This window comes from Mesorhizobium intechi, assembly GCF_002879535.1.
Lineage (GTDB): Bacteria > Pseudomonadota > Alphaproteobacteria > Rhizobiales > Rhizobiaceae > Mesorhizobium > Mesorhizobium intechi.
The window spans coordinates 1-23,278 of record NZ_PNOT02000252.1 but is presented as its reverse complement, the minus strand read 5'-3'; the positions used below and the strand labels follow the sequence as shown (position 1 = coordinate 23,278).

The window sequence follows — 23,278 nt, the reverse complement described above, 5'->3', positions numbered from 1 at the left end:
AAGTGCCTAGCGGTTTTCCGTCCGGAATTGCGCACAAACCACGCCTTGCGGGCAGATTGCGAATCGCCCTCTAAAGGGCGATGGACCATCTGCGCTATTCCGGCCTGCCGTTCGAAGCACAGCGAAAGGCGTTCCTCGACATCGTCTCGATGGATCCGCTTATCCGTGAGGCGCTGGCGCGCGCCCGCACGCTTGAGCTGCCGGACTGGCTGGTGGTCTCAGGGGCGCTCTACAATACAGTCTGGAACCATCTGACCGGCAAGCCGTCAGGTTACGGCATCAAGGATGTCGACCTGTTCTATTTCGACGACGGCGATCTGTCCTATGAGGCCGAGGACGCTGTCATCGGCCGGGCGACGCGGCATTTCGAGGGGCTGGCACTGCCTGTCGAGGTGCGCAACCAGGCGCGGGTGCATCTGTGGTTTCCCCAAAAGTTCGGGCAGCCCTGCCCACGCTATACGAGCGCGAGCGAATCCATCAGCTATTTTGCCTCCAAAACGCATGGAGTCGGGGTTCGATACGATGCTGACGGGCAGCTGGAACTGGTCGCGCCGTTCGGGCTCGACGATGTCTTTTCGTTCCGCATCGAGCCGAACCGGGTAACGGACAATCGGCGCACGCATGAGGCGAAGGGGGCTCGCGCAAAGGCCAATTGGCCGGAGATTGAGGTGGTGCCGTGGTGATCTTCCCCTCCCCCTTGTGGGGGAGGGTGAAGCCCTACCCGTTCACCAGCGCCAGCAACTCCTCCGTGTAGCGCTTGCCGACCACTTTGTCCGGCGACAGCGCAGCGCCGATCGCCGCCACTTCGGCAGCACTCAGCTCGATGCTCGCCGCAGCCGTGTTCTGCTCCAGGTGGCGAATTTTTCGTGCCCCCGGGATCGGCACGATGAAATCGCCCTGATGCAGCACCCAGGCAAGGGCCAGCTGTGCCGGGGTTACGCCCTTTTCGGCAGCCATTGTTTCCAGCGTGGCGATAACCTTGGCATTGGCTTCCATGGCCTCGGCCTGGAAACGCGGCAAGGTCCGGCGCCAGTCGCCATCGCCAAGCATTTCGGGCTTGGCGATGGAGCCGGTCAAAAGGCCACGGCCGAGGGGGCTGTAGGGAACGAAGCCGATGCCGAGTTCGTGGCAGACGGCGAACACCTCCTCTTCCGGGTCACGGGTCCACAGCGAATATTCGCTCTGCACCGCAGCGATGGGATGCACGGCGTGCGCACGGCGGATGGTCGTGGCACTTGCCTCCGAGAGGCCGAGCGCGCGCACCTTGCCCTCGCGCACCAATTCGGCCATGGCGCCAACCGTGTCCTCGATCGGCACGTTGGGGTCGACACGGTGCTGGTAGTAGACATCGATGACATCGGTGCCCAACCGTTTCAGCGAGGCCTCGGCGACGGCTTTGACGTGCTCGGGGCGGCTGTCGACGCCGGCCATGCGGTCGAGGCCGGTGCCTTCCTCCAGGATCTTGAAACCGAATTTGGTGGCGATCGTCACTTTGTTCCGCACCGACTTCAGCGCCTTGCCGAGCAGGATCTCGTTCTCGTAGGGACCGTAGACTTCCGCCGTGTCGAAGAAGTTGACGCCGATCTCGACGGCGCGATGCAGCGTGGCGATCGCCTCCGCCTCAGGCTGGCCGCCATAGGCGAAGCTCATGCCCATGCAGCCGAGGCCGACGGGATAGACGTTCAATTCAGTTCCTAGCTTGCGGGTTTGCATCACGCGTCTCCTTGTTGTGATGCCTAAAGCGCGTCGACAGTGCGCCTTAAGTCTTTGTTTTGTGCATGTCGTTGTCCCAAAACCGCTGCGCACCTTTGGGCGACATGGATGAGGAGATAGCGCCTTGTGTTATGTTCGATAATCGGCTCTTCTTCGCACGGGCTGTTGCAAGAAATAGATCAATGAACCGAGCACATCTTTCGCAGCTTGCCGTGCTGGCAACCGTTGCCCAGTGCGGCAGCTTTCGCGGCGCGGCCAAGGAGCTGGCCATCGCGCCATCGGCGGTCAGCCACGCTGTGTCCAGCCTCGAGGCGCGGCTTGGCGTGCGGCTATTGGCGCGCAGCACCCGCAGCGTCGCGCCGACGGAAGAGGGCGCGCGACTCTTGGAGCGATTGCGGCCGGCTCTATCGGAAATCGACCTGGCGCTTGAGACCGTGGTCGAGTCGCGCGACCGGCCGGCCGGGAATCTGCGGCTCAGCGTGCCGCGCACGGCAGCGCATCTGGTGCTGACGCCACGGCTCGGCGCCTTTGCAGCGGCCTATCGCGACATCGTGCTTGAGATTGTCATCGAGGACCGCTTCACCGACGTGGTGGAAGGCGGTTTCGATGCCGGCGTGCGGCTCGGCGAGAGCCTGCAGCGCGACATGATCGCCGTGCGCATCGGGCCGGACCTTCGCGGCGCCGTGGTCGGCGCGCCATCCTATTTCGCGACGATGCCGAGACCCATTCATCCGCGCGACCTTGCCAATCATCGCTGCATCCGCTTCCGCTTCTCCAGCGGCATCCTCTACCGCTGGGAATTCGAGAAAGACGGAGAGGAGATCGAGATCGCGGCGCAAGGACCGCTGATTCTCGACGAGGACCATCTGATCGCTCAGGCGGTGGTCGATGGCGCCGGGCTCGCCTTCGTCTTCGAGCCTTATGTGCGGGCCCCTCTCGCCGACGGAAGGCTGATCCGCGTGCTGGAGGACTGGTGCCCACCCTTCGAAGGGTTCTTCGTCTATTACCCCAGCCGCCGACAGATGCGCCCGGCGCTCAGGGCATTTGTGGATTTCTTCAAGGTGAGCGGTTAGCCCCAGCTTCCCCTTGTGGGCCGGTTGAGGGGCGTCGGAAGAAAGTTCTGTCCAGCGTCGTTCACACACAATGCAGTCAATCACCAACACTCCAACCCGCTACGGCTGGGCTACGATCCTCCTGCACTGGCTGATCGGCATCATCTTCATCGGTCAGTTCGCCCTTGGCGTCGTCATGGTGAGGATCCAGAGCCAGCGTACCGCCTTCGAGCTTATCCAGTTGCACAAATCCCTGGGCTTTCTGCTGCTCGGCCTCATCATGCTGCGCATTGCGTGGCGGATTGGCAATGCGACGCCGCCTCTGCCGGCTTCGGTCGGCGCGCTGGAACGGCGCACGGCGCCACTCGCGCATCTGGCGCTCTATGCCTTCCAGGTCGCGTTGCCTCTGTCGGGCTGGGCGCTGGTCTCGGTGTCGACGCTGGAAATCCCGACCATGCCGTTCAACCTGTTCGTGATGCCCAACCTGCCGCTCGCCGAATCTGATGCCGCCGAAGGCTTCTGGGCGGCCGCACACTGGTATCTCGCCTATCTGGGCATCGCGCTCGTCGCGCTGCATGTCGTTGCCGCCCTGCGCCATCACTTCCTGCTGCGCGACAGCGTGCTGACGCGCATGATCACGCCTTCGTCAGGTGGGGAATAGAGCGGCGGCCCCACGCGTTTGTGGGGTGAGGACGCCAAACGCGTAGCCTCCAGGAAAGGAACAATCCCATGCATGCGCGCATCCTTGGATTCGCGGCTTTTGCCGCATGCCTTGCCATGCCCGCAGCCGCGGCGGTGGCGTTGAGCGACGCCGCCGGCAGCTACACGGTCAGCCCGGCAGGGTCCAGCATCCGTTTCACCATAGGTAAGGCCGGCGGCGGCGGCTTCGACGGCGCTTTCGCCCGCTTCAGGGGCACGATCCGCATCGACAATGGCGATGTCGGGCGCTCGAAGGTCGACCTTACCATCTATCCGGAAAGCGTCGGCACCGGCCAGAGCCGCATCGACGCCTTCCTGCGCTCCGACGCGGTGTTCGATGCGGCCAACAGCCCGGAAATCCAATTCCGCTCGACCAGCGTGACCCGCACCGGCGACACATCAGCCCTTGTCACCGGCAGGCTGACGGCACGCGGCAAGACGTTTCCGGAAAAATTCACCGCCGAGCTCAACGGCTTGAAGGGCGGCACGATCAAATTCCATGTCACCGGGAAGGTGCTGCGGTCGCGCTACGGCATGGATGTCGGCACGCCACTCTATTCCAACGTCGTCGACTTCGACATGACGCTGATGGGGAAGCGGGGCTGAGCCAGGGCCAGCCTCGGTCATTGGCTTTTCCATCGATTTCGGGCAAACCTCGCCTGATGTAACCGACATGGAGAAGCGTGATGTTCCGATGGGGTGTGTTGTCGACGGCCAAGATCGGCCGGGAGCAGTTGTTGCCGGCAATCGTCGAGGCGGAGAATGGCGTGCTGGCGGCGATCGCCAGCCGCGACCTGTCGAAAGCCAAGGCCCTGGCCGAGCGGTTCGGCGCCCGCCGTGCGTTCGGATCGTATGAGGAACTGCTGGCCTCCAAGGATGTCGACGGCGTCTACATCCCGTTGCCGACCTCGCAGCATGTCGAATGGACGGCGAAGGCCATCGAAGCAGGAAAACATGTGCTGGTCGAGAAGCCCCTGGCGCTCGACGCCAAGGACATCCCACCGCTGATCAAGCTACGCGATGCCAAGAAGGTGCTGGTCTGCGAAGCCTTCATGGTCATCTACCACCCGCAATGGATCAAAGTCCGCGATCTCATCGCCAGCGGCGCCATAGGCCGGCTGCGCCATGTGCAGGGCGCGTTCTCCTACTACAATGTCGACCCCAACAACATGCGCAACCAGCTCGACCTCGGCGGCGGTGCTCTGCCTGACATCGGCGTCTATCCCACCGTTTCGACGCGGTTTTCGACGGGCAAGGAGCCTGGCCGTGTGCAGGCGACGATCGAGCGCGACAAAAAATTCGGCACCGACATCTACTCCTCGATCCGCGCCGATTTCGGCGATTTCGAACTGTCCTTCTATTTGTCGACGCAAATGGCGGCGCGCCAGGTCATGGTGTTCCACGGCGAGAAGGGTTTCATCGAGGTCTTTTCGCCCTTCAATGCCGGGCTCTACGACCACCATCGTGTCGAGTTGCACAACCAGAACCACACCGAGGCGCAGGTATTCCGCTTTCCAGGCACGCAGCAGTACCGGCTGGAGGTCGAGACTTTCGCACGCGCGGCACAGGGCGGCAAGGAACGCGTCTTCACGCTGGAGGAATCCGTGCTCAACCAGAAGGTCATAGACGCCATCTTCCGCGCCGGCGGCAAGGAAGGCTGGGAGGCCGTCTGACATCTACTTCGAGGCAATTCCGGACGGAACGCCGCTTCACACTTTTCCCGGGATTGCGTTAGCCGGCTAATTCTTGGAGGAACAATGGCTGACGATGCGGACGTGATCATTGTCGGCGCCGGCCTTGCCGGGCTGGTTGCCGCCGCCGAACTCGCGGAGGCCGGCAAGAGGATCATCATCGTCGACCAGGAGCCGGAACAGTCTCTGGGCGGCCAGGCGTTCTGGTCATTCGGCGGATTGTTCCTTGTCGATTCACCCGAGCAGCGGCGCATGCGAATCCGCGATTCGCATGATCTGGCACTCGAGGACTGGATGGGCACGGCCGCTTTCGACCGGCCGGAGGATTTCTGGCCGCGCAAATGGGCGGAGGCCTATGTCGGTTTCGCCGCCGGCGAGAAGCGCTCCTGGCTGCTGCAGCGCGGCCTGAAGTTCTTTCCCGTCGTCGGCTGGGCCGAGCGCGGCGGCGGCAATGCCATCGGCCACGGCAATTCGGTACCGCGCTTCCACATCACCTGGGGCACCGGCCCAGGCGTGCTCGAACCGTTTGTCCTGCGCGTGAGGGAGGCGCAAAAGCGCGGATTGGTCAGCTTCAAGTTCCGCCACCGGGTCAACGAACTGACGCGGACGGGCGCCGTCGTGACCGGCGTGCGCGGCGATATTCTCGAACCCAGCACCGTCGAGCGCGGCCACAAGAGCTCGCGCGACATATCAGGCGATTTCGAGCTGCATGCGCAAGCGGTGGTCGTCGCCTCCGGTGGTATCGGTGGCAATCATCGACTGGTGCGGGACAATTGGCCCAAGCGACTGGGCACAGCGCCGAAGCGCATGATCACCGGCGTACCCGACCATGTCGACGGCCGCATGCTGGCGATCACCGAAGCGGCCGGCGGCTCGATCATCAACCGAGACCGCATGTGGCACTATGTCGAAGGCATCAGGAACTGGGCGCCGATCTGGACCGACCATGCGATCCGCATCCTGCCGGGCCCGTCCTCGCTCTGGCTCGATGCCAAGGGAAGACGCCTGCCGGTACCGCTCTATCCCGGCTTCGACACGCTGGGCACGCTCAGCCACATCATGAGCACCGGCTTCGACTATTCCTGGTTCATCCTGACCAGGAAGATCATCCAGAAGGAGTTCGCGCTGTCGGGTTCCGAACAGAACCCGGACCTGACCGGCAAGAGCTGGCGTCAGGTGCTCGGCCGGGCGACATCGGGCATTCCGGGTCCGGTGAAGGCCTTCATGGAGAAGGGCGAGGATTTCATCGTCGAGGCCGATCTTTCGAAGCTGGTGGCGCGCATGAACGCGCTGGCCGGCGAGCCGCTGCTCGACGTCGTCCAGGTGGAACGCGAGATCCGCGCCCGCGATCGTCAACTCGACAATCCGTTCTCCAAGGACATGCAGATCACCGCGCTGCGCGGCGCCCGCGCCTATCTCGGCGACAAGCTCATCCGCACGGCCAAGCCGCACAAGATGCTCGACCCGGCGAACGGCCCGCTGATCGCGGTGCGCCTTAACATCCTGACCCGCAAGACTCTGGGCGGCCTGCAGACGGATCTGGACAGCCGCGTACTGGGCGCGGACCGTCAACCGGTCGCAGGGCTCTATGCAGTGGGCGAAGCGGCCGGCTTCGGCGGCGGCGGCGTGCACGGCTATGCCGCACTTGAAGGCACCTTCCTCGGCGGCTGCATCTTCTCCGGCCGCAGCGCCGGCCGAGCGGCGGGACGCTCGGTGGCGTAAAGCGGCGATACCGTGGCGTTAGGCCCGTCGCGAGACGGGAAACCGCTCACGGGAGCCAGGCGCCCTGTCCAAGAGCGGCCACCGCGTCGACAATGCGCGTGAAACTTTCGCGGGCGCGACCGACAGTGTGGCGGGCCCTGAGATAGCCGTGCACCAGACCCGGTTCCTCGAACCAGGCGGCGCGCCCGCCTGCCGCGATGATGCGGTCACGATAGGTCTCGCCGTCGGAAGACAGCGGGTCGCACTGCGCGGTGATTAGCATGGTCGGCGGCAGGTTGGCGAAGTCGGTATCGGCCAGCGGCGCCAGCGTCGCATCGCCGCTGCGATCCTGCCCGCCGGTGCGGATGTGCTTGTAGAATTCGAGATCGCGCACGGTCAGCATCGGCGCTTCGGCATGCGTCACATAGGAGCCCTTGGAGCGGTCGCCGCCGAGGCCGGGATAGATCAGAACCTGGCCCGCCGGCCGTTTCGCGTGATCGCGCGTGGCGTGAGCCACAGCGGCGCAGAGGTTGCCGCCGGCGCTGTCGCCGCAGAGCAGGATGGGGCGGTCGCGGGTGGCCGCAACCCATGTCAAGGCGTTCATCGCATCGTCGAAGGCGGCCGGATGCAGATGCTCCGGCGCCAGCCGGTAATCGACCGAGACAATTTCGTAGCCGGTGCGGGCGCACAGCTCGGCGCAGACGTCATCATGACTGTCCAGCCCGCCAAGGATGAAACCGCCGCCATGGATGTAGAGCACCGTCGCCGCCGGTTGCACGCCGCTTCGGTAGATGCGGATCGGGATGTCGTGCGTGGGCGCGGCAATGGCCGAGGTTTCGACCGCCACGCCCTGGGGATAGCCGGCAAAGAACTCACGGCACATGCGGTCGTAGATCTGGCGCTGCTGGGTGATCGTGTAGTCGATCGTATCGGGCGGATAAAAGGAATTTGTCCGCTCGATGAAAGCCCAGGTCTCGGCATCGATGAGTTTTGTGTAATCGGTCATGGAACTCCTTTACCTCCCCCTTGATGGGGGGAGGCCGCCGCAGAGCGGCGGGTGGCGGCGCTTCAACCCACCGCGGACCTTCGGTCCGGAGGGTAAAGTCACTTCCCCTTCCACACCGGATCGCGCTTTTCGGCGAAGGCGCGGAACCCTTCCATATTGTCCTCGGAGCCGTAGAGTTCATCGACCGTCGCCAACTGCCGGCGCGTCACCTTGTTCATCGCGTCCTGGAAGGTGAGCGCCTCGGCCACCCGCGCGGTCTCCTTGATCGCGGCGAAGACCAGCGGCGGGCCGCTGGCGAGCAGGCGGGCGATCTCCCAGACGCGATCCTCGAGCTTTTCCTTCGGCAGCACTTCGTTGACCAGGCCCCACCGATGCGCCTCGGCGACATCCATCCAGCGGCCGGTGAACAAGAGGTCCATGGCGACATGATAGGGAATGCGCTTCGGCAGCTTGATCGTCGCCGCATCGGCCAGCGTGCCGGCGCGGATTTCGGGCAGCGCGAAGGAGGAGTGATCGGAGGCGTAGATGAGATCGCAGGACAGCGCCAGTTCGAAGCCGCCGCCGACCGCCATGCCGTTGACGCAAGCGATGACCGGCTTGTTCAGGTCGCGCAATTCCTGCAGACCGGCGAAGCCGCCGACGCCATAATCGCCGTCGACCGCGTCGCCGCCGGCGGCCGCCTTCAGGTCCCAGCCGGCGCAGAAGAACTTGTCGCCGGCGGTCTTGACGATGGCAACGCGCAGTTCCCGGTCGTCGCGGAACGCCTTGAAGGTTTGCCCCATCAGCCGCGAGGTCTTCAAGTCGATGGCGTTGGCCTTGGGCCGGTCGAGTGTGACCTCGAGGATCGAGCCTTCGCGGCGGGTCGAAATGACGTCAGACATTCTTGTTCTCTCCCAGCACCAGCAGCGCGTCGGCGATCCAGGCGCCCTTGCCTTCGACGCAGACGATCAACGGGTTGATGTCGAGTTCCTCGATCTCGCCGGCATTCTTCTGCACGAAGCCGGCAATGCCCGCGATGGCGTCGATGGCGGCCGCCACGTCGGCCTTCGGCCGGCCACGGTAGCCTTCGAGCAGCGGGAACAGCTTCAGGCCGCGCAAAGCCGCCTCGATGTCGTCGCGGGTCGCCGGCAGCATCAAGGTGACGCTGTCGCGCAGCAACTCGACCAGCACGCCGCCGGTGCCCAGCGTCATGACGGCGCCGAACATCGGATCCCTGGTGAAGCCGACGATCAGTTCGGCGACGCCGTCGCGCACCATGCGCTCGACATAGAGGCCGGTGCCGAGCGGCAGCAGATCATGCGCCGCCGTGCTGACGGATTCTGCGTCCTTGAGATTGAGCCGCACAGCGCCGACCTCGGATTTGTGGGTGACGCCCAACGCCTTCAGGGCGACGGGAAAGCCGAGCGCCATCGAGGAAATCACCGCCTCGACCGCATTGCCGGCGCGCTCACCCTTGGGCACGGGAAGCCCGGCCTTGATCAGCCGCGCCTTGGCTTCGGCCTCGTCGGGCGTGACATGCTCGCCGCCGGCGGCGCCGGCAGCGGATGTGTCGACCGGCTGCGCCTGCGGTTCGGCCCATGCCCAGCCGATGAAGGCCGCCGCCCCGGCGGCATCCATGGCCTCGGAAATGCCGAACAGCGGCACCATGCCGCGCGCCATGAGCTCCGCGGTGTATTCCTCCGGCAGGTTCTCCGGCAGCGAGGAGACGATCGCGCCATGCGCCTTGTTGGTCTTCAGCGCCGATTCGAAGGCGCGCAGCGTCGCCCACCAGTCGGTGACCGAGCAGCGGTCGGGGCGCGGAAAGTCGAGCACCAACATGTTCAAGTCGAAGCCCCCCGACACCATGGCGGTGAAGGTGGCGGTCATTGCCGGCTCGTTGTTCCAGATGAAGGTGTGGTAATCGAGCGGATTGGCGACCGCGACCAGCGGCCCGAGCGTCGACTTCACATGGGCGCGGTGTTTTTCCGTCAGAACCGGGAAATTGACCCAGCGGCCTTCGGCGCTGTCGGCCATGACGGAAGCTTCGCCGCCCGAACAGCTCATCGACGACAGCCGGTATCCGGGCAGCGGTCCGGTAATGTGGAGCAGCTTCAGCGCCTCGATGAAGGCGGGGATGGAATCGACGCGCGCAATGCCGAGCCGCCTCAGGAAAGCGCCCGAGGCCGCGTCCGAGCCGGCCAGCGAGGCGGTGTGCGAGACGGTGGCCTGCCGCGCCTGTTCGGAGCGACCGACCTTCATGGCGATGATCGGTTTTTTCAATTCGCGGGCGCGCGCCGCCAGCCGCTCGAAGCCGGCCACGGAATCAAAGGCTTCGATGTGCAGGCCGAGCGATGTCACCCGATCGTCCTCGATCAGGCCGAGCGCCATTTCGGACAGGCCGGTCTGCGCTTGATTGCCGGCCGTCATCAGGAAGGCGATCGGCAGGCCGCGCTTCTGCATCGTCATGTTGATGGCGATGTTGGAGGACTGGGTGATGATAGCAACACCCTTGCCGCCCTCGTCCAGCCTTATGCCACCATGCTGGTCGGGCCACAAAAGCGCGCCGTCGGCATAGTTGATCAGGCCATAGCAGTTCGGCCCGATGATCGGCATCTCGCCTGCTGCCGCGACCAGTTCGCCCTGCAGCCGCTCGCCGTCATCGTCATAGGCCTCGGTCTCGAGGAAGCCGGCGGCAAAGCAGACGGCGCCGCCGGCGCCGCGCTCGGCCAGCGCCTTGACAACCTCGATGGTCAGATGCCGGTTGACGCCGACAAAGGCGGCATCCGGCGCACCGGGCAGATCGGCGACCGAACGGTATGCCTTGCGGCCGGCAACCTCGTCCTTGGTCGGGTGCACCGGCCAGATCTCGCCGGCAAAACCCATCTTGATCGATTGCGCCACGACGGCGGCAGCCTGCACGCCACCGAAGACGGCGATCGATTTCGGGCGCAGGAGACGTTCGAGTTTATGCATGGTCATCTTTTCGTTTGAGCGCGATCCCAGGACAAACGATCCCGTTTGTCCAAGAAAACCGAATCCCGGTTTTGGACGATCATGCGCTAAGCTCCGAACGGACGCAGCAGCGCCCGCGAAATAATATGTCGCTGAATCTCCGACGTGCCTTCCCAGATGCGCTCGACGCGGGCGTCGCGCCAGATTCGCTCCAGCGGCAGGTCGTCCATCAGCCCCATGCCGCCATGGATCTGAATGGCTTCGTCGGCGACGAAAGCGAGCATTTCGGTGGCTTTCAACTTGGCCATCGCCATGTCCTGGTCGGTGACGGTACCCTGATCGTACTTCCAGCCGGCTTCGAAGACCATGAGGTCGGCGGCCTTCAATTCGGTCGCCATGTCGGCGAGCTTGAACGACACGCCTTGGAACTTGCCGATCTGCTGGCCGAATTGCTGGCGCTGCGCGGCATATTCGACCGCATGGCCGAGCGCCCGCTCGGCGCGGCCCAGACAGGTGGCGCCGACCTGCAGGCGAGTGGCGCCAAGCCAGGAATTGGCGACGTCGAAGCCCTTGTGCACTTCGCCGAGAACCTGGCTGGCCGGCAGCCGGCAATCGTCGAATTCGAGGATGGCGTTGGTGTAGCCGCGGTGCGAGACGTTGCGGTAGCCGTCGCGCACCGTGAACCCCTTGGTGCCCTTGTCGACGAAGAAGGCGGTGATCTTCTTGCGCTTGCCGCGCGGCGAATCCTCTTCGCCCGACGCCATGAAGACTATGGCGAAGTCGGCGAGATCGGCGTGGCTGATGAAATGCTTGGTGCCGTTGAGCACCCAGTGATCGCCGTCCTGCACGGCTGACGCCCTCATCCCGCGCAGGTCGGAGCCGGCGCCCGGCTCGGTCATCGCCAGGCAGTCCCATTTCTCGCCACGGATGCAAGGAAACAGATATTTTTCGCGCTGCTCGGGGGTGCCGGCCAAGAGGATGTTGGAAGGCCGCGCCACGCAGGTCCAGTGCAGCGCGTAATTGGCGCGGCCGAGTTCCTTTTCGTAGAGCAGCCAGCTCACCGTATCGAGCCCCGCGCCGCCGACATCGGCCGGCATGTTGGCGGCATAGAGCCCGGCCTCGATCGCCTTGGCCTTGAGCTCCTCGATCAGCTCGCGGCGCAGCACACCGGTGCGCTCGACCTCTCGCTCATGCGGGTAGAGCTCATTCTCGACGAAGGCACGCGTCGTCTCGACGATGAGCTTCTGCTCTTCCGAAAGACCGAAATCCATCGTCTCAGCCTTTCTTGCTCTTCTTCGCCTTGTCGCCTTTTGCCGGCTTTGCGGCCTTTTTCACCGGCTTCGTGGCCTTGGCCTTCTCGGCGGCCTTTGAGGCCGTCGGCTTCTTTGCAGCCAGCTTGGCCAACTGCTTGGTGTAATCCTTGTGCAAGGCGCCGGCGCCCCAGCCCCTGCCCTTGTTCTGCTTCGACAGCGCATCCATGATCGCGACCAGATTGTCGTCGCGTATCTTTTCCAGCTCGCGGATCGACAGGCCATGCGCCTGGTCATCCGACTGGGTGGCGATCAGTTCGACCAGTTCGTCGTTGAATTCCGGCACGTCCATCAGCTTGGTCCACGGCCATTTCAGGCACGGCCCGAACTGCGCCATGAAATGGCGCATGCCGGCTTCGCCGCCGGCGACGCGGTAGACCTGGAACATGCCCATCTGCGCCCAGCGCAGGCCGAAACCGTAGCGCATGATGTCGTCGAGTTCCTCGACGGTGCAGATGCCGTCCTTGATCAGCCACAGCGCCTCGCGCCAGGCCGCCTCCAGCAGGCGGTCGCCAACGAATGCCTCGATCTCCTTGCGGATGACGACAGGCTTCATGCCGATCGAGGCATAGATCTCCTTGGCGACCTCGATCGCCTCGGGGAAAGTCTGATCGCCGCCGACGATCTCGACCAGCGGCAGGAGATAGACGGGGTTGAACGGATGGCCGACGACCAGCCGTTCCGGATGCTTCTTCATCGCCACCTGCATGTCGGTCGGCTTGATGCCGGAGGTCGAGGAACCGACAATGGCGTTGGCCGGCGCATGGGCGTCGATCTCGGCCAGCACCTTGTGCTTGAGGTCGAGCCGCTCCGGCACGCTTTCCTGGATGAAATCGGCGTCCGCAACCGCCTCGGCGATGGTCTTGGCGAAGGTGAGCCTGCCCTCTTTCGGCAGGCCGCCGGGCACCATCTGCTTGTAGGCGCGGCGCGCGCCCTTCATCACTTCGGAGACCTTGCGCGAGGCTTCCGGATCGGGATCGAAGATCGACACATCGATGCCGTTGAGCAGCAGCCGCGCCACCCAGCCGGCGCCGATGACACCGCCGCCAATGGCGGCCGCCTTGTTGATGATGCTCATGCGGATGCTCCGGTTCTGGTCCTGGCTGTTTCGGGATCAATGAGAGGCACGCGCTCGCCGGCGCGGATCACGGATGGGTCGTAGGCCCCGCGGGCGAAGACCTCGAGCACGAAAGGCCGGAAGAAGTCTATCGGCAGCGTCTCGTAATCGGGATCGAAGCTCGACTGGTCCCAGCGCTCGCAAAACTGGTCGCAATCGTCGAAATAGGCGTGACCGGCAAAGCGGTCGCGCGCATGGCGGTTGCCGCCGAGATGATGGGCGTAATAGAGCCGCTGGAAGTCGCCGTGCTTCTCGACGACCCAGGTGCATTGCTCGCGCACGAAGGGCTTCAGGATCGAAGCGGCGTATTCGTCGTGATTGTAGGGCGCGTAGATGTCGCCGATGTCATGCAGCAGCGCGCAGGCTATCCAGTCGGTGTCGGCGCCGTCGCGCCAGGCGCGAGTCGCCGCCTGCAGCGAATGGCCGAGCCGGGTGACCTTGTAGCCGGACAGACCCTCGTCGAGCTGGACCAGCGCGTCGAGCAGCCGCTCGCCGGTCTTGGCGGCATAGTCGATTTCATGGGCGGTCAGGAACTCGTAATCGTCCTTGTCGCCATCCTTCATCGCGGTGAATTTGACGGTATCAGCCATGGCCAACTCCCGCCTTACGCCGCGGCTGCGATCGGCGCCCGCTTGGTCAGGTTGAGCTTCTTGCGTACTTCCTCCGGGCCGAGGATCCTGGCGCCGAGATTGGTGACGATGCTGGCAGCGCGCTCGACGAGCTGGGCGTTGGTGCCCAGCACGCCCTTGTCGAGCCAGAGATTGTCTTCGAGACCGACGCGGACATTGCCGCCGGCGATCACGGCCGCGGCGGCATAGGCCATCTGGTTGCGGCCGATCGAAAACGCCGACCAGTTCCAGGTCGACGGCACGTTGTTGACCATGGCCATGAAGGTGTTGAGATCGTCCGGCGCGCCCCACGGCACGCCCATGCAGAGCTGCACCAGCGCGTCGGGGTTGAGCACCTTTTCCTCCACCAGCTGCTTGGCGAACCAGAGATGGCCGGTATCGAAGGCCTCGATCTCGGGCTTGACGCCGAGCGCCGTCATCATGCCGCCCATGGCGCGCAGCATGCCGGGCGTGTTGGTCATGACATAGTCGGCCTCGGCGAAGTTCATGGTGCCGCAGTCGAGCGTGCAGATTTCCGGCAGGCACTGACGCACATGCTCCATGCGATTGGTGGCGCCGCCCATGTCGGTGCCTTTTTCGTTGAGCGGCAGCGGCGCTTCCGGCGAACCGAACACCATGTCGCCGCCCATACCGGCGGTGAGGTTCAGCACGACGTCGACGTTCGCGTCACGGATGCGCTCGGTGACCTCGCGGTATAGATGCACATCGCGCCTGGGCTTGCCGGTCTCGGGGTCGCGGACATGGCAGTGGACGATCGCGGCACCGGCCTTGGCCGCGTCGATGGCCGAATCGGCGATCTGCTTGGGCGAACGCGGCACATGCGGAGAGCGATCCTGCGAGCCTCCCGATCCGGTCACGGCACAGGTAATGAAGACCTCACGGTTCATCGCAAGCGGCATGGAATTCTCCTCCCAATTCGAACAGCCATGCATGTCGCCCAAAAGTGGGAACCGGTTTTGGGACAACGACATGCACAGGGACCCGCATAACATTGCGCGACTTGCAGGCGACTGTTTTGCGCTTTACGAAGGCTGCATGACAAAAAACGAAAAAGCGACAATCTTTCGTGCCGAGCAATCGCCGCTCAAGGTGACGTTGCTGGTGTTTTCCGGGGCATCCATCATGTGCGTGGCATGCGCCGTCGATCCGCTGCGGGCCGCCAACCGCATCGCCGGCGAAACCCTGTTCGACTTCAAGCTGGTTTCGGTGACCGGGGAAGCGCCGGTCACGACATGCGGCCTGCCCGTGGCGGTCAGCGGCCGGTTCGATGCGACGGAACCGACCGATGTCCTGGTCGTGGTCGCGGGCTTCGGTACGCAGAACTATGCGACGTCGGCCTTGCTCGCCGGTTTGCGCCGCGCGGCGCGGTCGGCCCGCGCCTGCGGCGGCGTCGAGGCCGGCACCTGGCTGGTGGCGCGCGCCGGGCTGCTGGAAGGGCGCAGCGCCACCACCCATTGGGAGGACATGGAGGATTTTTCCTCCGCCTTTCCGGGCGTCGACGTGCGCCCTGATCGATACATCATCGATGGGCCCGTCTTCACCACGGGCGGCGCGTCGCCGACGCTCGACCTGATGCTGCACCTGATTCGCACCCGGCTCGGCATGGCCGTGGCGCTCGATGTGGCAAGCGCCTTCATCTACGATCAGGCGCGCGTGGCGACCGATGCGCAGCCGCTGGTCTCGCTTGGCCGGCTCGACGGCTACGATCCGCGCCTGGCACAGGCCATCCGGCTGATGGAAGCGCATGTCGACCAGCCGCTGACCATCGAAGCCATAGCCAAACGTGCCGGCGTGACGGCGCGCACGCTGGAAAGCATTTTTCGCAAGTCGATCGGCGAGACGCCCGGCGCCTATTATCTGAGACTACGGCTGGGTGCGGCGCGCCGCCTGGTGGTCGACACGCGGGTAGCCATGGCGGATATTGCCGGGCGGACGGGATTCTCGTCCGCCGCGGCATTTTCCAGAGCATTTTCAAGGGCTTTTGGCGAAGCCCCGGTCAGGTTGCGCCGGGGCTAGGTCGATTCAGCGAATCAAGCGGCGTTCTGGCGATCGTTGCCGGCGTCGATCTGCGAGCGCATCTGTCTCACCAGCCGGATTTCAAAGCGGTTGCTGACGGCGCGATCCCATTCATTTTTCACGTCATCGGTCGGCCGCGGCAGCGCCATCAGCCGGTCGATGATCGATCCGGTCTCACCGGATGAGAGCAGGGCGTCGATTTCGCGTTCGTGCTGCATATCGGTTCGCCTCCTTCCTTTTCACCCGCCACGGGCCCCTCTTATACGAGGTACGTGACGGCAGTTTGAAGGCAAGAGCGAGGTCATTGAGGGGCCGCCAGGGGCAAAACCATGTCGCCGCACGCGCACTTTGGCGCAAAGCCGTTCCGCGCGCGAAAGTCCGGATCAGGAAGGTCAGGCCATAGCCGTTTCACGGAAACGGCGGACGGCCCTAGCTCCTTGGTTTAACGCCGTTCCGAACGGAAAACCGCATCACACTTCTCCTGGAACTGCTGCCAGCCGTTTCTCGAACAGCACTGTGGTGAAGCCGCTGTCCCATTCATCGTCGGGATAACGGTCTTTTTCGACATACCCGACCGCCTTGTAGACATTCTGGGCGCGCTCGTTGAACGTGTCGGTCTCGAGCCGCACCTGGCTGAATCCGGCGGCCGCAATAGCCCGTTCGGCATGCGTGAGCAGCCTGCCGCCGACGCCTTGGCCCTGATGGCTTGCGCTGACATGCACGGCCTCGATAAAATCGCCGCGCCAATGGATCAGGCCGGCGATCTCGCTGTCGATCTCGGCAACCGTAAATTCCGGCCAGTTCTGCTCGACATAGCGCCCGCCAATATCGGTCTCGACATAGCGCTGGGCCGATGAGTGGGTGATGTGCGGCAGCCAGGTGCCCTCAAAGGTGTCCTGAAGCACCTGCTTCAGGACCGCGACATCGCTCGCCTGTGCCTTGCGCACCGTGATCCGCCCGTCTGCCATCGCCTTCTCCCTTCGATGGAGTGGACTAGCAAACGGCGATCACGGCGGCTTTCAGCCACATCGGGCAGATGTCGGTCCAGAAGTCAGGCGTCAGACGTAGCGGTTGACGATATTTTCCAGCAGTTCCTGGCGGCCGGAGCGCGGCTGCGGTTCGATCTTCTTCTTGACCACGCGCTCGGCGATGTCCTCGAGCGTGCGCTTGCCCGACAGCATTGCCTTGCCCTCTGCCGTGTTCCAGCCGGCATAGCGCTCGGCCAGGGGCGCCGACAGCGCCTTGTCCTCGACCATGCGGGCCGCGGCCTTGAGGCCGCGCGCGCAAGAATCCATGCCGCCGATATGGCCGATCAGCAGGTCCTGCGGGTCGAGCGACTGGCGGCGCAGCTTGGCGTCGAAATTGGTGCCGCCGGTCTTGAAGCCACCGGCCTGCAGGACCTGGTAGTAGGCCAGCGCCATTTCCGGCACGTTGTTGGGGAACTGGTCGGTGTCCCAGCCCGACTGGTAATCGTTGCGGTTCATGTCGATCGAACCGAAGACGCCGAGCGCATTGGCGAGCGCCAGTTCGTGCTCGAAGGAATGGCCGGCGAGGATGGCGTGGCCCTGCTCGATATTGAGCTTGACCTCCTTCTCCAGACCGAAGCGCTTGAGGAAACCGTAAACGGTGGCGACGTCATAGTCGTACTGATGCTTTGTCGGCTCCTGCGGCTTCGGCTCGATCAGGATAGTACCCTTGAAGCCGATCTTGTGCTTGTAGTCGACAACGAGGCTGAGGAAGCGGCCGGCCTGTTCCTGCTCGCGGGCAAGGTCGGTGTTGAGCAGCGTCTCATAGCCTTCGCGCCCGCCCCACAGCACATAGTTCTCACCCTTCAGCCGCTTGGTGACGTCGATGCAGCTTTTCACCGTCGCCGCCGCATAGGCAAAGACATCCGGATCGGGATTGGTGGCGGCGCCCGACATGAAGCGGCGATGCGAAAAAAGGTTCGCCGTGCCCCAGAGCAGCTTGACCCCGGTCTGCTTCATCTTGCCGGCGAAATAGTCCGCGATCTCGTCGAGGCGGGCGGCACTTTCTGAAAAATCCTTGCCCTCGGGCCGGACATCGGCGTCGTGGAAGCAGAAATAGGGCGCGCCGAGCAGCGAGAACATCTCAAACGCAACATCGGCCTTGAGCTTCGCCAGTTCCATCGTATCGATGCCGCCGGCCTTGGGGAACCAGGGGCGGTCGAAGGTCTGGCCGCCGAAGGGGTCGCCACCCGGCCATGCAAAGGAGTGCCAGTAGGCGACGGCGAAGCGCAGATGGTCTTCGAGCCGCTTGCCGGCCACCACTTCGTCCGGATTGTAGAACCGGTAGGCCAGCGGATTGGTCGAATCCGGCCCCTCATATTTGATCTTCTGGATGTCGCCGAAAAATCCGCTGCTCATGATGTCTGTCCTCTCTCGAATAGTTCGCCCTGATTACCTCAGGCGTAATTGATTTCGGTCCCGGGCTGGTCGAAAAGGCTGATGTCAACAAACAAAGGAGACCGATCATGACCGACCTCAACAAGATCGCCGAGGGCTACATCACCACCTGGAACGAAAGCGATGCCGGTCGCCGCGCCGAATTGCTGAAGGCCACCTTCACCGAAGACGTCAGCTATCGCGATCCGGTCATGCAGGGCGACGGCCATGACGGCGTCGCGGCGCTCATCGACGGCGTGCAGCAACGCTTTGCCGGCTTCCGCTTCTCGCTGAAGGGCATGCCGGACGGCTTCGCCGACAAGATCCGCTTCTCCTGGAACCTCGGGCCTGACGGCGTTCCTTCGGTGATCGAAGGCACCGACATTGGCGTCATCGAAAACGGCCGCCTGAAAAGCATCACCGGCTTCCTTGACAAGGTCCCGGCGCAGTGAGGCCGGAAGTCGCGGCGTGGGCGAGAAATCGTTCACGCCGTGGCACCCCTGATTGCCGGATAGAGCTCCCGGTAGCGGTGATAGGCGTCCGCATAGGCGCCGCCGAGCTTGGCATCCGGTTCGATCGTGGCATCCGTCCTTGGGGCGGAGCAGACGGCCAGCGGATCGGCACCCGTCGCCGCGATCAGACCGAGCCTGGCGGCACCGAAGGCGGCGCCGAAATCGCCGTCGGCGGGAATGTCCACCGGCACCCGCAGCGCGGTGGCTATGGATTTCAGCCAATAGCGCGAGCGTGAGCCGCCGCCGATCGCCGTCACCCGCGTCAATGTGGTGCCGGCCGTCTTCAGGGCTTCAAGACTGTCACGGAAGGCGAAGGCGACGCCCTCGAGCACCGCCTGCGTCAACACTGCCCGGCTCGATTCATGCGCCAGCCCGGTGAAGGAACCGCGGATCGCCGAATCATTGTGCGGCGTGCGCTCGCCAGAGAGGTAGGGGAGGAAGGATACGCCGGTCGGCGCCTTCAGCGCGTCGCCGAGTTCGGCGGTCAGTTCACCCGCGACCTTTCCTGTGATCTCCGACAGCCAGTTGAGCGAATCGGTCGCCGACAGGATCACGCCCATCTGGTGCCAGGTGTCGGGCAGCGCATGGCAGAAGGTGTGGACAGCACTTGCCGGATTGGGCAGATAGGACGCGTTGGCGGCAAACAGGACGCCCGACGTACCGAGAGAGACAAAGGCATGGCCAGCGCCGACAGTGCCCATGCCGCAGGCAGAGGCAGCGTTGTCGCCGGCGCCACCGGCAATCGGGATGCCGGCCTCGACACCCCATTTCGACGCCAATTCGGCGCGCAGACCGCCGGCCTTCTCGGTGCCTTCGACAAGGGACGGCATCTGCTTCTCGTCGAGCGACGTTGCCGCCAGCAATTCGGGCGACCAGCGGCGCTTGCCGACATCGAGCCAGGACGTGCCGGCGGAGTCGGACATTTCGGAAATGTGTTCGCCGGTCAACCAAAGCCGCAGGAAATCCTTCGGCAGCAGCACCTTCGCAACCTTGGCGAAGACGGCGGGTTCGTTGTTCTTCACCCAGGCGAGCTTGGGCGCGGTGAAGCCGGGGAAAACGATGTTGCCGGTGAGCTTGCGGAAGCGCGGATCGGCGTCGAGCGCCGCCGCCTCGACATGGCTGCGCGTGTCGTTCCACAGAATGCAGGGGCGCAGCACATGATCAGCCGAATCGAGCAAGGTCGCGCCGTGCATCTGGCCGGACAGGCCGATGCCTTTCACCGCCGCGAATTGCCTGGGATGGGAGGCCCTGAGTTCGGTGATCGCGTCTTCGCAGGCGCGTATCCAGTGGGACGGATCCTGTTCGGACCAGCCGGGATGCGGCCGCGAAACGTCAAGCGAGCCGTGGCCGGAGCCGATGACGGTCTGTCCGGCATCGATCAGCAGCGCCTTGACGCCCGACGTGCCCAAGTCGAGGCCGAGATACATGTCATCCTCCCATGCCAATATTTTTTTCGGATCTCGAAAAAATCTGGCTGAGCCAGTTTTTAAGGCAAGATCCGCTTCGGGTCAATTCTCTGACAAATCCGCCGCGCGTCGCGCAAGCAGCACAGAGAGGAGGCTATCCGGCCGCGCCATCGAACGCTCGGCGGTGAGCGCCCCGGCGAGCGCGCGGTCRCCGGCCCGCAAGGCCGCTTCGATCAGCGTCAGGTCGATGACGTCGCGCTGTGCGTGGCTGCCGCCGAAGCGGTTGGCGATCGCCCGGATCGGCCGGATCAGGCGCACGGCCTCGGTGTAGTTGCCCTCGCCGAACGCTTTGATCGCCAGCGTCAGCGGATGGCCGACATCCCGCGTGAAAGCGGCGTTGTCGCCATTGCCGCGCATCGCCTCGCGCTGGGCATCGAGCAAGGTCCGCGCCGGGGTGTCGAGCCCGACGCCAACGAAGGCCATCATCGCATGCGCATCGTTGAAGGCATAGTCGCCGGCACCGGCTTTGGGCCAATTGGCGGCGAGCGCCGTCCAGCGGTCGCCGACATCGATGCCGCCGAGATGCAGCCGCCACAGGATCGCCGACGCATCGACCATGTTCAGCGCCATCGCCGATGGCGTGCCATAGATCGGTCCGTCATAGAGCGCCAGCACCTGGTCGATCTCGCCGAGATCGTAATGGAACAGCGCCAGGTGCCACCAATTGTGCACCTGCAGGAAGCTCTCCTTTGCCCAGGCCTCGGGATTGGCGCGCATCCAGGCGATGCCGTCCGTTTGCCGGCTTTGCATTTCCATCACATGCGCGACCGCATGCTGCGCCCAACCGTCGCGCGGCTCGATCTCGACCGCCGCGCGACCGAGCTTTTCGGCCCTTGTATAGTCGCCCATTTCCTCCAGCCCGAAGGCCTGCATGCCGAGAATAGCGTGGTAGCCCGGCATGCCGCTCTGCCATGATGGCAAGGCGCGGGCGATGCGGTCACGCAGCATGCGGGCATTGCCGGTGAAGAAGTCGATCTGGTGCCCGACCTGCAGCGCCAGTGCGTCGAGGGGCGTCTCGATGGCGATATCCTCGAGGATCCTGGCGGCGTCATGCCAGCGCCCGTTGGCGAGGTGGCCAAGGGCCAAGACATGCGCCTGTTCGCGCGTCGTCGCGGCAAGCGGCAGCGCGGCCTCGTGGCAAGCCTTGGCCACCGCCGTCGCGTCCCGCTCGGTGGCGAGGCCGAAGAGATAGCCCTTGAAGACATGCGCCATGACGAAACCGGGGTCCTCCGATATGGCACGGTCGACGGAGGCGACGGGATCGCCGATGAAGCACAGCAGCTCACGCACGGCCTGCCCGTAGGGCGTGAACCCGGCTTCGGTGGCGCCCGAAAATGTCAGGCCGAATGCGTCCCTGATTGCCATGCAACATCCTCTGATCGACTTGGGACAAGCCCCCAGGCCCCCGGGCCAAGGCGATCTTAAATCATGGGCCACGGATGTGCCAATCATGCACCGCATCAGGTCTAGCCCGGCAGTCTTTGCAGTTCATCAACCACGTGATGCAGATTAGGCTTTGTAAAACTGAATGAATTGTGGCTTCATTGCGGCGCGGCGAAGGGCTTGTAATCGCGATCTGAGAGGGGACGCGATGCGGCATTTTGAAATACAGCGTCCGAACAGCCGTTCGGAAAACGTTGATGAAGCGATTTCTTTGTTGTTGCGAAAGCCGTGGCAAATCCATCCATGGTTTATTAGCTTATTTGCAACTACAGCACTTGGGTTGTTGCCGAATTCGGCGGCCTTGGCGTCCTGCGTGCTGGTTCCGTCGGCGGGGAATACCGCCTTCACCTGCGATAGCGGCGCTTCGGGCGGCAGCCTTACCGATACCAGCGGCGACAACACGCTGACCTTTCCCGCCGGCGGCACCGGGCAGTTGAGCGGCAATGTCACCTTCGGCGCCGGCACGGATCGCATCAACATGCAGTCCGGCACCATCACAGGCACGGTCGACCAGGGCGACGGAACCGATTTCTTCACCATCGGCGGCGGTACCGTCGCCGGCAATGTCCAGCAGGGCGCCGGCATCGACGATTTCAACATGAGCGGCGGCCAGATCGGATCGCTCAACCAGGGCGACGGGCTGGACACATTCACCATGACAGGCGGGCGCATCGTCGATTTCTTCGACGATGGCGACAACGCGGTGATGACCGGCGGCCGCATCGGCCGGGTCAACATGAAGCTCGACAAGAACTATTTCAACATGTCCGGCGGCACCATCGACCGCAACCTCGTCACCGGCTTCGACCAGGACACCATCATCCTTTCGGGGGGCACGATCGGCGGCAACATCAGCGTCAGCGGCGGCAATGACAGCGTGACGATATCAGGCGGCACGGTCGGCGGCGATGTGCTGATGAGCTTTGGCTCCGACAGTTTCGTCTGGAATGGCGGCGGCATCATCTATGGCGCCGTCGATCTCGGCGCCGACAATGATACCGCCAGGCTCAGTAACCTCACCAACGCCAATCTCGGCGGCATGGATGTCCTGGATGGCGGCCTCGGTACCGATGCGCTGACCTTCGACAACGTCAAGCTGGAGGGGATCGGCCGGGTCCGGAACTGGGAAAGCATCAGCGCCACCAACGACACCCAGTTGATGCTCGACGGCAATCTCAAGCTCGGCGACAGCGGCACCGGCACGGGCTCGCTCAGCATAGATGCTTCGAGCACGCTCTATGGCGGCGGCTTCAACTCGACGACCCAGGCCTTCACGGCAGGCCAGTTGGCGGAAGTGACGAATGCCGGGCGGATCGACCTGACCAACGGCACCACCGGCGCAACCGATCGGCTGACGATTTCGGGCAATTATGTCGGCTCTGGCGGCGTGCTGCTTGTCCAGACCGAACTCGGCGACGATTCTTCCGCCTCCGACAGACTGGTGCTTTCGAGCGGAACGGCTTCCGGCTCGACCGGCATTTCCGTGGTCAACGCCGGCGGCGCGGGTGCGGCTACTACCCAGGACGGCATCATGCTCGTCCAGGCGGTCAACGGCGCCACCTCGGGCGCCTCGACCTTCGCGCTTGACGG

At 64.2% G+C, this 23,278-nt stretch carries 20 protein-coding genes and 2 pseudogenes; 9 read left to right on the top strand and 13 right to left on the bottom strand.

What is annotated here, in order from left to right; genetic code table 11:
- Nucleotides 1-80 precede the first annotated feature (80 nt).
- The gene (locus tag C1D09_RS22335; RefSeq protein WP_143976328.1) at nt 81-683 is read left to right on the top strand and encodes a nucleotidyltransferase family protein; all 603 of its coding nucleotides are present in this window, start codon (nt 81-83) and stop codon (nt 681-683) included.
- 34 nt (nt 684-717) lie between these two features.
- On the opposite strand, the gene C1D09_RS22330 is transcribed toward C1D09_RS22335, so the two are convergent.
- Entirely contained in the window at nt 718-1,713 is a 996-nt protein-coding gene (locus C1D09_RS22330; RefSeq protein WP_143976327.1) for an aldo/keto reductase, read from the bottom strand.
- Nucleotides 1,714-1,895: 182 nt separating this feature from the next.
- Here C1D09_RS22330 and C1D09_RS22325 point away from each other — a divergent pair, with 182 nt between their 5' ends.
- The 5 genes and pseudogenes from C1D09_RS22325 to C1D09_RS22305 all read left to right on the top strand — a co-directional run.
- Nucleotides 1,896-2,786, top strand: a complete 891-nt coding sequence (locus C1D09_RS22325) for a LysR family transcriptional regulator (protein ID WP_143976326.1) — start codon at nt 1,896-1,898, stop codon at nt 2,784-2,786.
- Nucleotides 2,787-2,856: 70 nt separating this feature from the next.
- On the top strand, nt 2,857-3,426 hold the full coding sequence (locus tag C1D09_RS22320) for a cytochrome b (RefSeq protein ID WP_143976325.1): 570 nt from the start codon (nt 2,857-2,859) through the stop codon (nt 3,424-3,426).
- 68 nt (nt 3,427-3,494) lie between these two features.
- Entirely contained in the window at nt 3,495-4,070 is a 576-nt protein-coding gene (locus C1D09_RS22315; protein WP_143976324.1) for a YceI family protein, read from the top strand.
- Nucleotides 4,071-4,150: 80 nt separating this feature from the next.
- Nucleotides 4,151-5,137 carry a Gfo/Idh/MocA family protein gene (locus C1D09_RS22310; protein ID WP_143976323.1) on the top strand — a complete coding sequence of 329 codons (987 nt, stop codon included), beginning with the start codon at nt 4,151-4,153 and terminating at the stop codon, nt 5,135-5,137.
- 39 nt (nt 5,138-5,176) lie between these two features.
- Nucleotides 5,177-6,877: pseudogene (locus C1D09_RS22305) on the top strand (FAD-binding dehydrogenase); the annotation flags it as partial.
- Between the two features lie 46 nt (nt 6,878-6,923).
- On the opposite strand, the gene C1D09_RS22300 reads toward C1D09_RS22305, so the two are convergent.
- From C1D09_RS22300 to bcoG, 7 genes are all read right to left on the bottom strand, one after another.
- On the bottom strand, nt 6,924-7,862 hold the full coding sequence (locus C1D09_RS22300; RefSeq protein WP_143976321.1) for an alpha/beta hydrolase: 939 nt from the start codon (nt 7,860-7,862) through the stop codon (nt 6,924-6,926).
- 98 nt (nt 7,863-7,960) lie between these two features.
- Nucleotides 7,961-8,743, bottom strand: coding sequence for a carnitinyl-CoA dehydratase (locus tag C1D09_RS22295; RefSeq protein ID WP_143976320.1), 783 nt, complete (start codon nt 8,741-8,743; stop codon nt 7,961-7,963).
- Nucleotides 8,736-10,814 (bottom strand): acetate--CoA ligase family protein, encoded by a 2,079-nt coding sequence (locus tag C1D09_RS22290; protein WP_143976340.1) that lies wholly within the window; start codon nt 10,812-10,814, stop codon nt 8,736-8,738. Before C1D09_RS22290 ends, C1D09_RS22295 begins: the two co-directional genes overlap by 8 nt.
- Before the next feature lie 86 nt (nt 10,815-10,900).
- The gene (locus C1D09_RS22285) at nt 10,901-12,064 is read right to left on the bottom strand and encodes an acyl-CoA dehydrogenase family protein (RefSeq protein WP_143976319.1); all 1,164 of its coding nucleotides are present in this window, start codon (nt 12,062-12,064) and stop codon (nt 10,901-10,903) included.
- A 4-nt stretch (nt 12,065-12,068) separates the two neighbouring features.
- On the bottom strand, nt 12,069-13,181 hold the full coding sequence (locus C1D09_RS22280) for a carnitine 3-dehydrogenase (protein WP_143976318.1): 1,113 nt from the start codon (nt 13,179-13,181) through the stop codon (nt 12,069-12,071).
- Nucleotides 13,178-13,810, bottom strand: a complete 633-nt coding sequence (locus C1D09_RS22275; protein ID WP_143976317.1) for an HD domain-containing protein — start codon at nt 13,808-13,810, stop codon at nt 13,178-13,180. Before C1D09_RS22275 ends, C1D09_RS22280 begins: the two co-directional genes overlap by 4 nt.
- A 14-nt stretch (nt 13,811-13,824) precedes the next feature.
- Nucleotides 13,825-14,748, bottom strand: coding sequence for a 3-dehydrocarnitine:acetyl-CoA trimethylamine transferase BcoG (gene bcoG / locus C1D09_RS22270; protein WP_143976316.1), 924 nt, complete (start codon nt 14,746-14,748; stop codon nt 13,825-13,827).
- Between the two features lie 136 nt (nt 14,749-14,884).
- Here bcoG and C1D09_RS22265 point away from each other — a divergent pair, with 136 nt between their 5' ends.
- Entirely contained in the window at nt 14,885-15,865 is a 981-nt protein-coding gene (locus C1D09_RS22265) for a GlxA family transcriptional regulator (protein WP_095771508.1), read from the top strand.
- Between the two features lie 14 nt (nt 15,866-15,879).
- Here C1D09_RS22265 and C1D09_RS22260 read toward each other — a convergent pair whose 3' ends face one another.
- From C1D09_RS22260 to xylA, 3 genes are all read right to left on the bottom strand, one after another.
- Entirely contained in the window at nt 15,880-16,083 is a 204-nt protein-coding gene (locus C1D09_RS22260) for a hypothetical protein (RefSeq protein WP_143976315.1), read from the bottom strand.
- 252 nt (nt 16,084-16,335) lie between these two features.
- Complete coding sequence (locus C1D09_RS22255; RefSeq protein ID WP_143976314.1) at nt 16,336-16,833, bottom strand: GNAT family N-acetyltransferase; 498 nt, start codon at nt 16,831-16,833, stop codon at nt 16,336-16,338.
- Between the two features lie 90 nt (nt 16,834-16,923).
- Nucleotides 16,924-18,249, bottom strand: coding sequence for a xylose isomerase (xylA, locus tag C1D09_RS22250; RefSeq protein WP_038651459.1), 1,326 nt, complete (start codon nt 18,247-18,249; stop codon nt 16,924-16,926).
- A gap of 107 nt (nt 18,250-18,356) precedes the next feature.
- Between xylA and C1D09_RS22245 the strand changes: the two genes are divergently transcribed.
- Entirely contained in the window at nt 18,357-18,719 is a 363-nt protein-coding gene (locus C1D09_RS22245) for a nuclear transport factor 2 family protein (protein ID WP_143976313.1), read from the top strand.
- 32 nt (nt 18,720-18,751) lie between these two features.
- On the opposite strand, the gene xylB is transcribed toward C1D09_RS22245, so the two are convergent.
- Both xylB and C1D09_RS22235 read right to left on the bottom strand, forming a co-directional pair.
- Nucleotides 18,752-20,206 (bottom strand): xylulokinase, encoded by a 1,455-nt coding sequence (gene xylB / locus C1D09_RS22240; RefSeq protein ID WP_143976312.1) that lies wholly within the window; start codon nt 20,204-20,206, stop codon nt 18,752-18,754.
- An 81-nt stretch (nt 20,207-20,287) separates the two neighbouring features.
- Nucleotides 20,288-21,610, bottom strand: a complete 1,323-nt coding sequence (locus C1D09_RS22235; protein ID WP_143976311.1) for a tetratricopeptide repeat protein — start codon at nt 21,608-21,610, stop codon at nt 20,288-20,290.
- Nucleotides 21,611-21,836: 226 nt separating this feature from the next.
- On the opposite strand from C1D09_RS22235, the pseudogene C1D09_RS22230 reads away from it, so the two are divergent.
- Nucleotides 21,837-23,278: pseudogene (locus tag C1D09_RS22230) on the top strand (autotransporter family protein); the annotation flags it as partial.

Excerpts from the sequence above, each read along its gene's own strand:
- C1D09_RS22335 (WP_143976328.1), top strand. The coding sequence starts at position 81 with ATGGACCATCTGCGCTATTCCGGCCTGCCGTTCGAAGCACAGCGAAAG.
- C1D09_RS22265 (WP_095771508.1), top strand. The coding sequence starts at position 14,885 with ATGACAAAAAACGAAAAAGCGACAATCTTTCGTGCCGAGCAATCGCCG.
- xylB (WP_143976312.1), bottom strand. The coding sequence starts at position 20,206 with ATGTATCTCGGCCTCGACTTGGGCACGTCGGGCGTCAAGGCGCTGCTG.
- C1D09_RS22320 (WP_143976325.1), top strand. The coding sequence starts at position 2,857 with ATGCAGTCAATCACCAACACTCCAACCCGCTACGGCTGGGCTACGATC.
- C1D09_RS22315 (WP_143976324.1), top strand. The coding sequence starts at position 3,495 with ATGCATGCGCGCATCCTTGGATTCGCGGCTTTTGCCGCATGCCTTGCC.
- C1D09_RS22275 (WP_143976317.1), bottom strand. The coding sequence starts at position 13,810 with ATGGCTGATACCGTCAAATTCACCGCGATGAAGGATGGCGACAAGGAC.
- C1D09_RS22285 (WP_143976319.1), bottom strand. The coding sequence starts at position 12,064 with ATGGATTTCGGTCTTTCGGAAGAGCAGAAGCTCATCGTCGAGACGACG.
- C1D09_RS22260 (WP_143976315.1), bottom strand. The coding sequence starts at position 16,083 with ATGCAGCACGAACGCGAAATCGACGCCCTGCTCTCATCCGGTGAGACC.
- C1D09_RS22245 (WP_143976313.1), top strand. The coding sequence starts at position 18,357 with ATGACCGACCTCAACAAGATCGCCGAGGGCTACATCACCACCTGGAAC.
- xylA (WP_038651459.1), bottom strand. The coding sequence starts at position 18,249 with ATGAGCAGCGGATTTTTCGGCGACATCCAGAAGATCAAATATGAGGGG.
- C1D09_RS22310 (WP_143976323.1), top strand. The coding sequence starts at position 4,151 with ATGTTCCGATGGGGTGTGTTGTCGACGGCCAAGATCGGCCGGGAGCAG.
- bcoG (WP_143976316.1), bottom strand. The coding sequence starts at position 14,748 with ATGCCGCTTGCGATGAACCGTGAGGTCTTCATTACCTGTGCCGTGACC.
- C1D09_RS22290 (WP_143976340.1), bottom strand. The coding sequence starts at position 10,814 with ATGCATAAACTCGAACGTCTCCTGCGCCCGAAATCGATCGCCGTCTTC.
- C1D09_RS22325 (WP_143976326.1), top strand. The coding sequence starts at position 1,896 with ATGAACCGAGCACATCTTTCGCAGCTTGCCGTGCTGGCAACCGTTGCC.
- C1D09_RS22295 (WP_143976320.1), bottom strand. The coding sequence starts at position 8,743 with ATGTCTGACGTCATTTCGACCCGCCGCGAAGGCTCGATCCTCGAGGTC.
- C1D09_RS22300 (WP_143976321.1), bottom strand. The coding sequence starts at position 7,862 with ATGACCGATTACACAAAACTCATCGATGCCGAGACCTGGGCTTTCATC.
- C1D09_RS22280 (WP_143976318.1), bottom strand. The coding sequence starts at position 13,181 with ATGAGCATCATCAACAAGGCGGCCGCCATTGGCGGCGGTGTCATCGGC.
- C1D09_RS22330 (WP_143976327.1), bottom strand. The coding sequence starts at position 1,713 with ATGCAAACCCGCAAGCTAGGAACTGAATTGAACGTCTATCCCGTCGGC.
- C1D09_RS22255 (WP_143976314.1), bottom strand. The coding sequence starts at position 16,833 with ATGGCAGACGGGCGGATCACGGTGCGCAAGGCACAGGCGAGCGATGTC.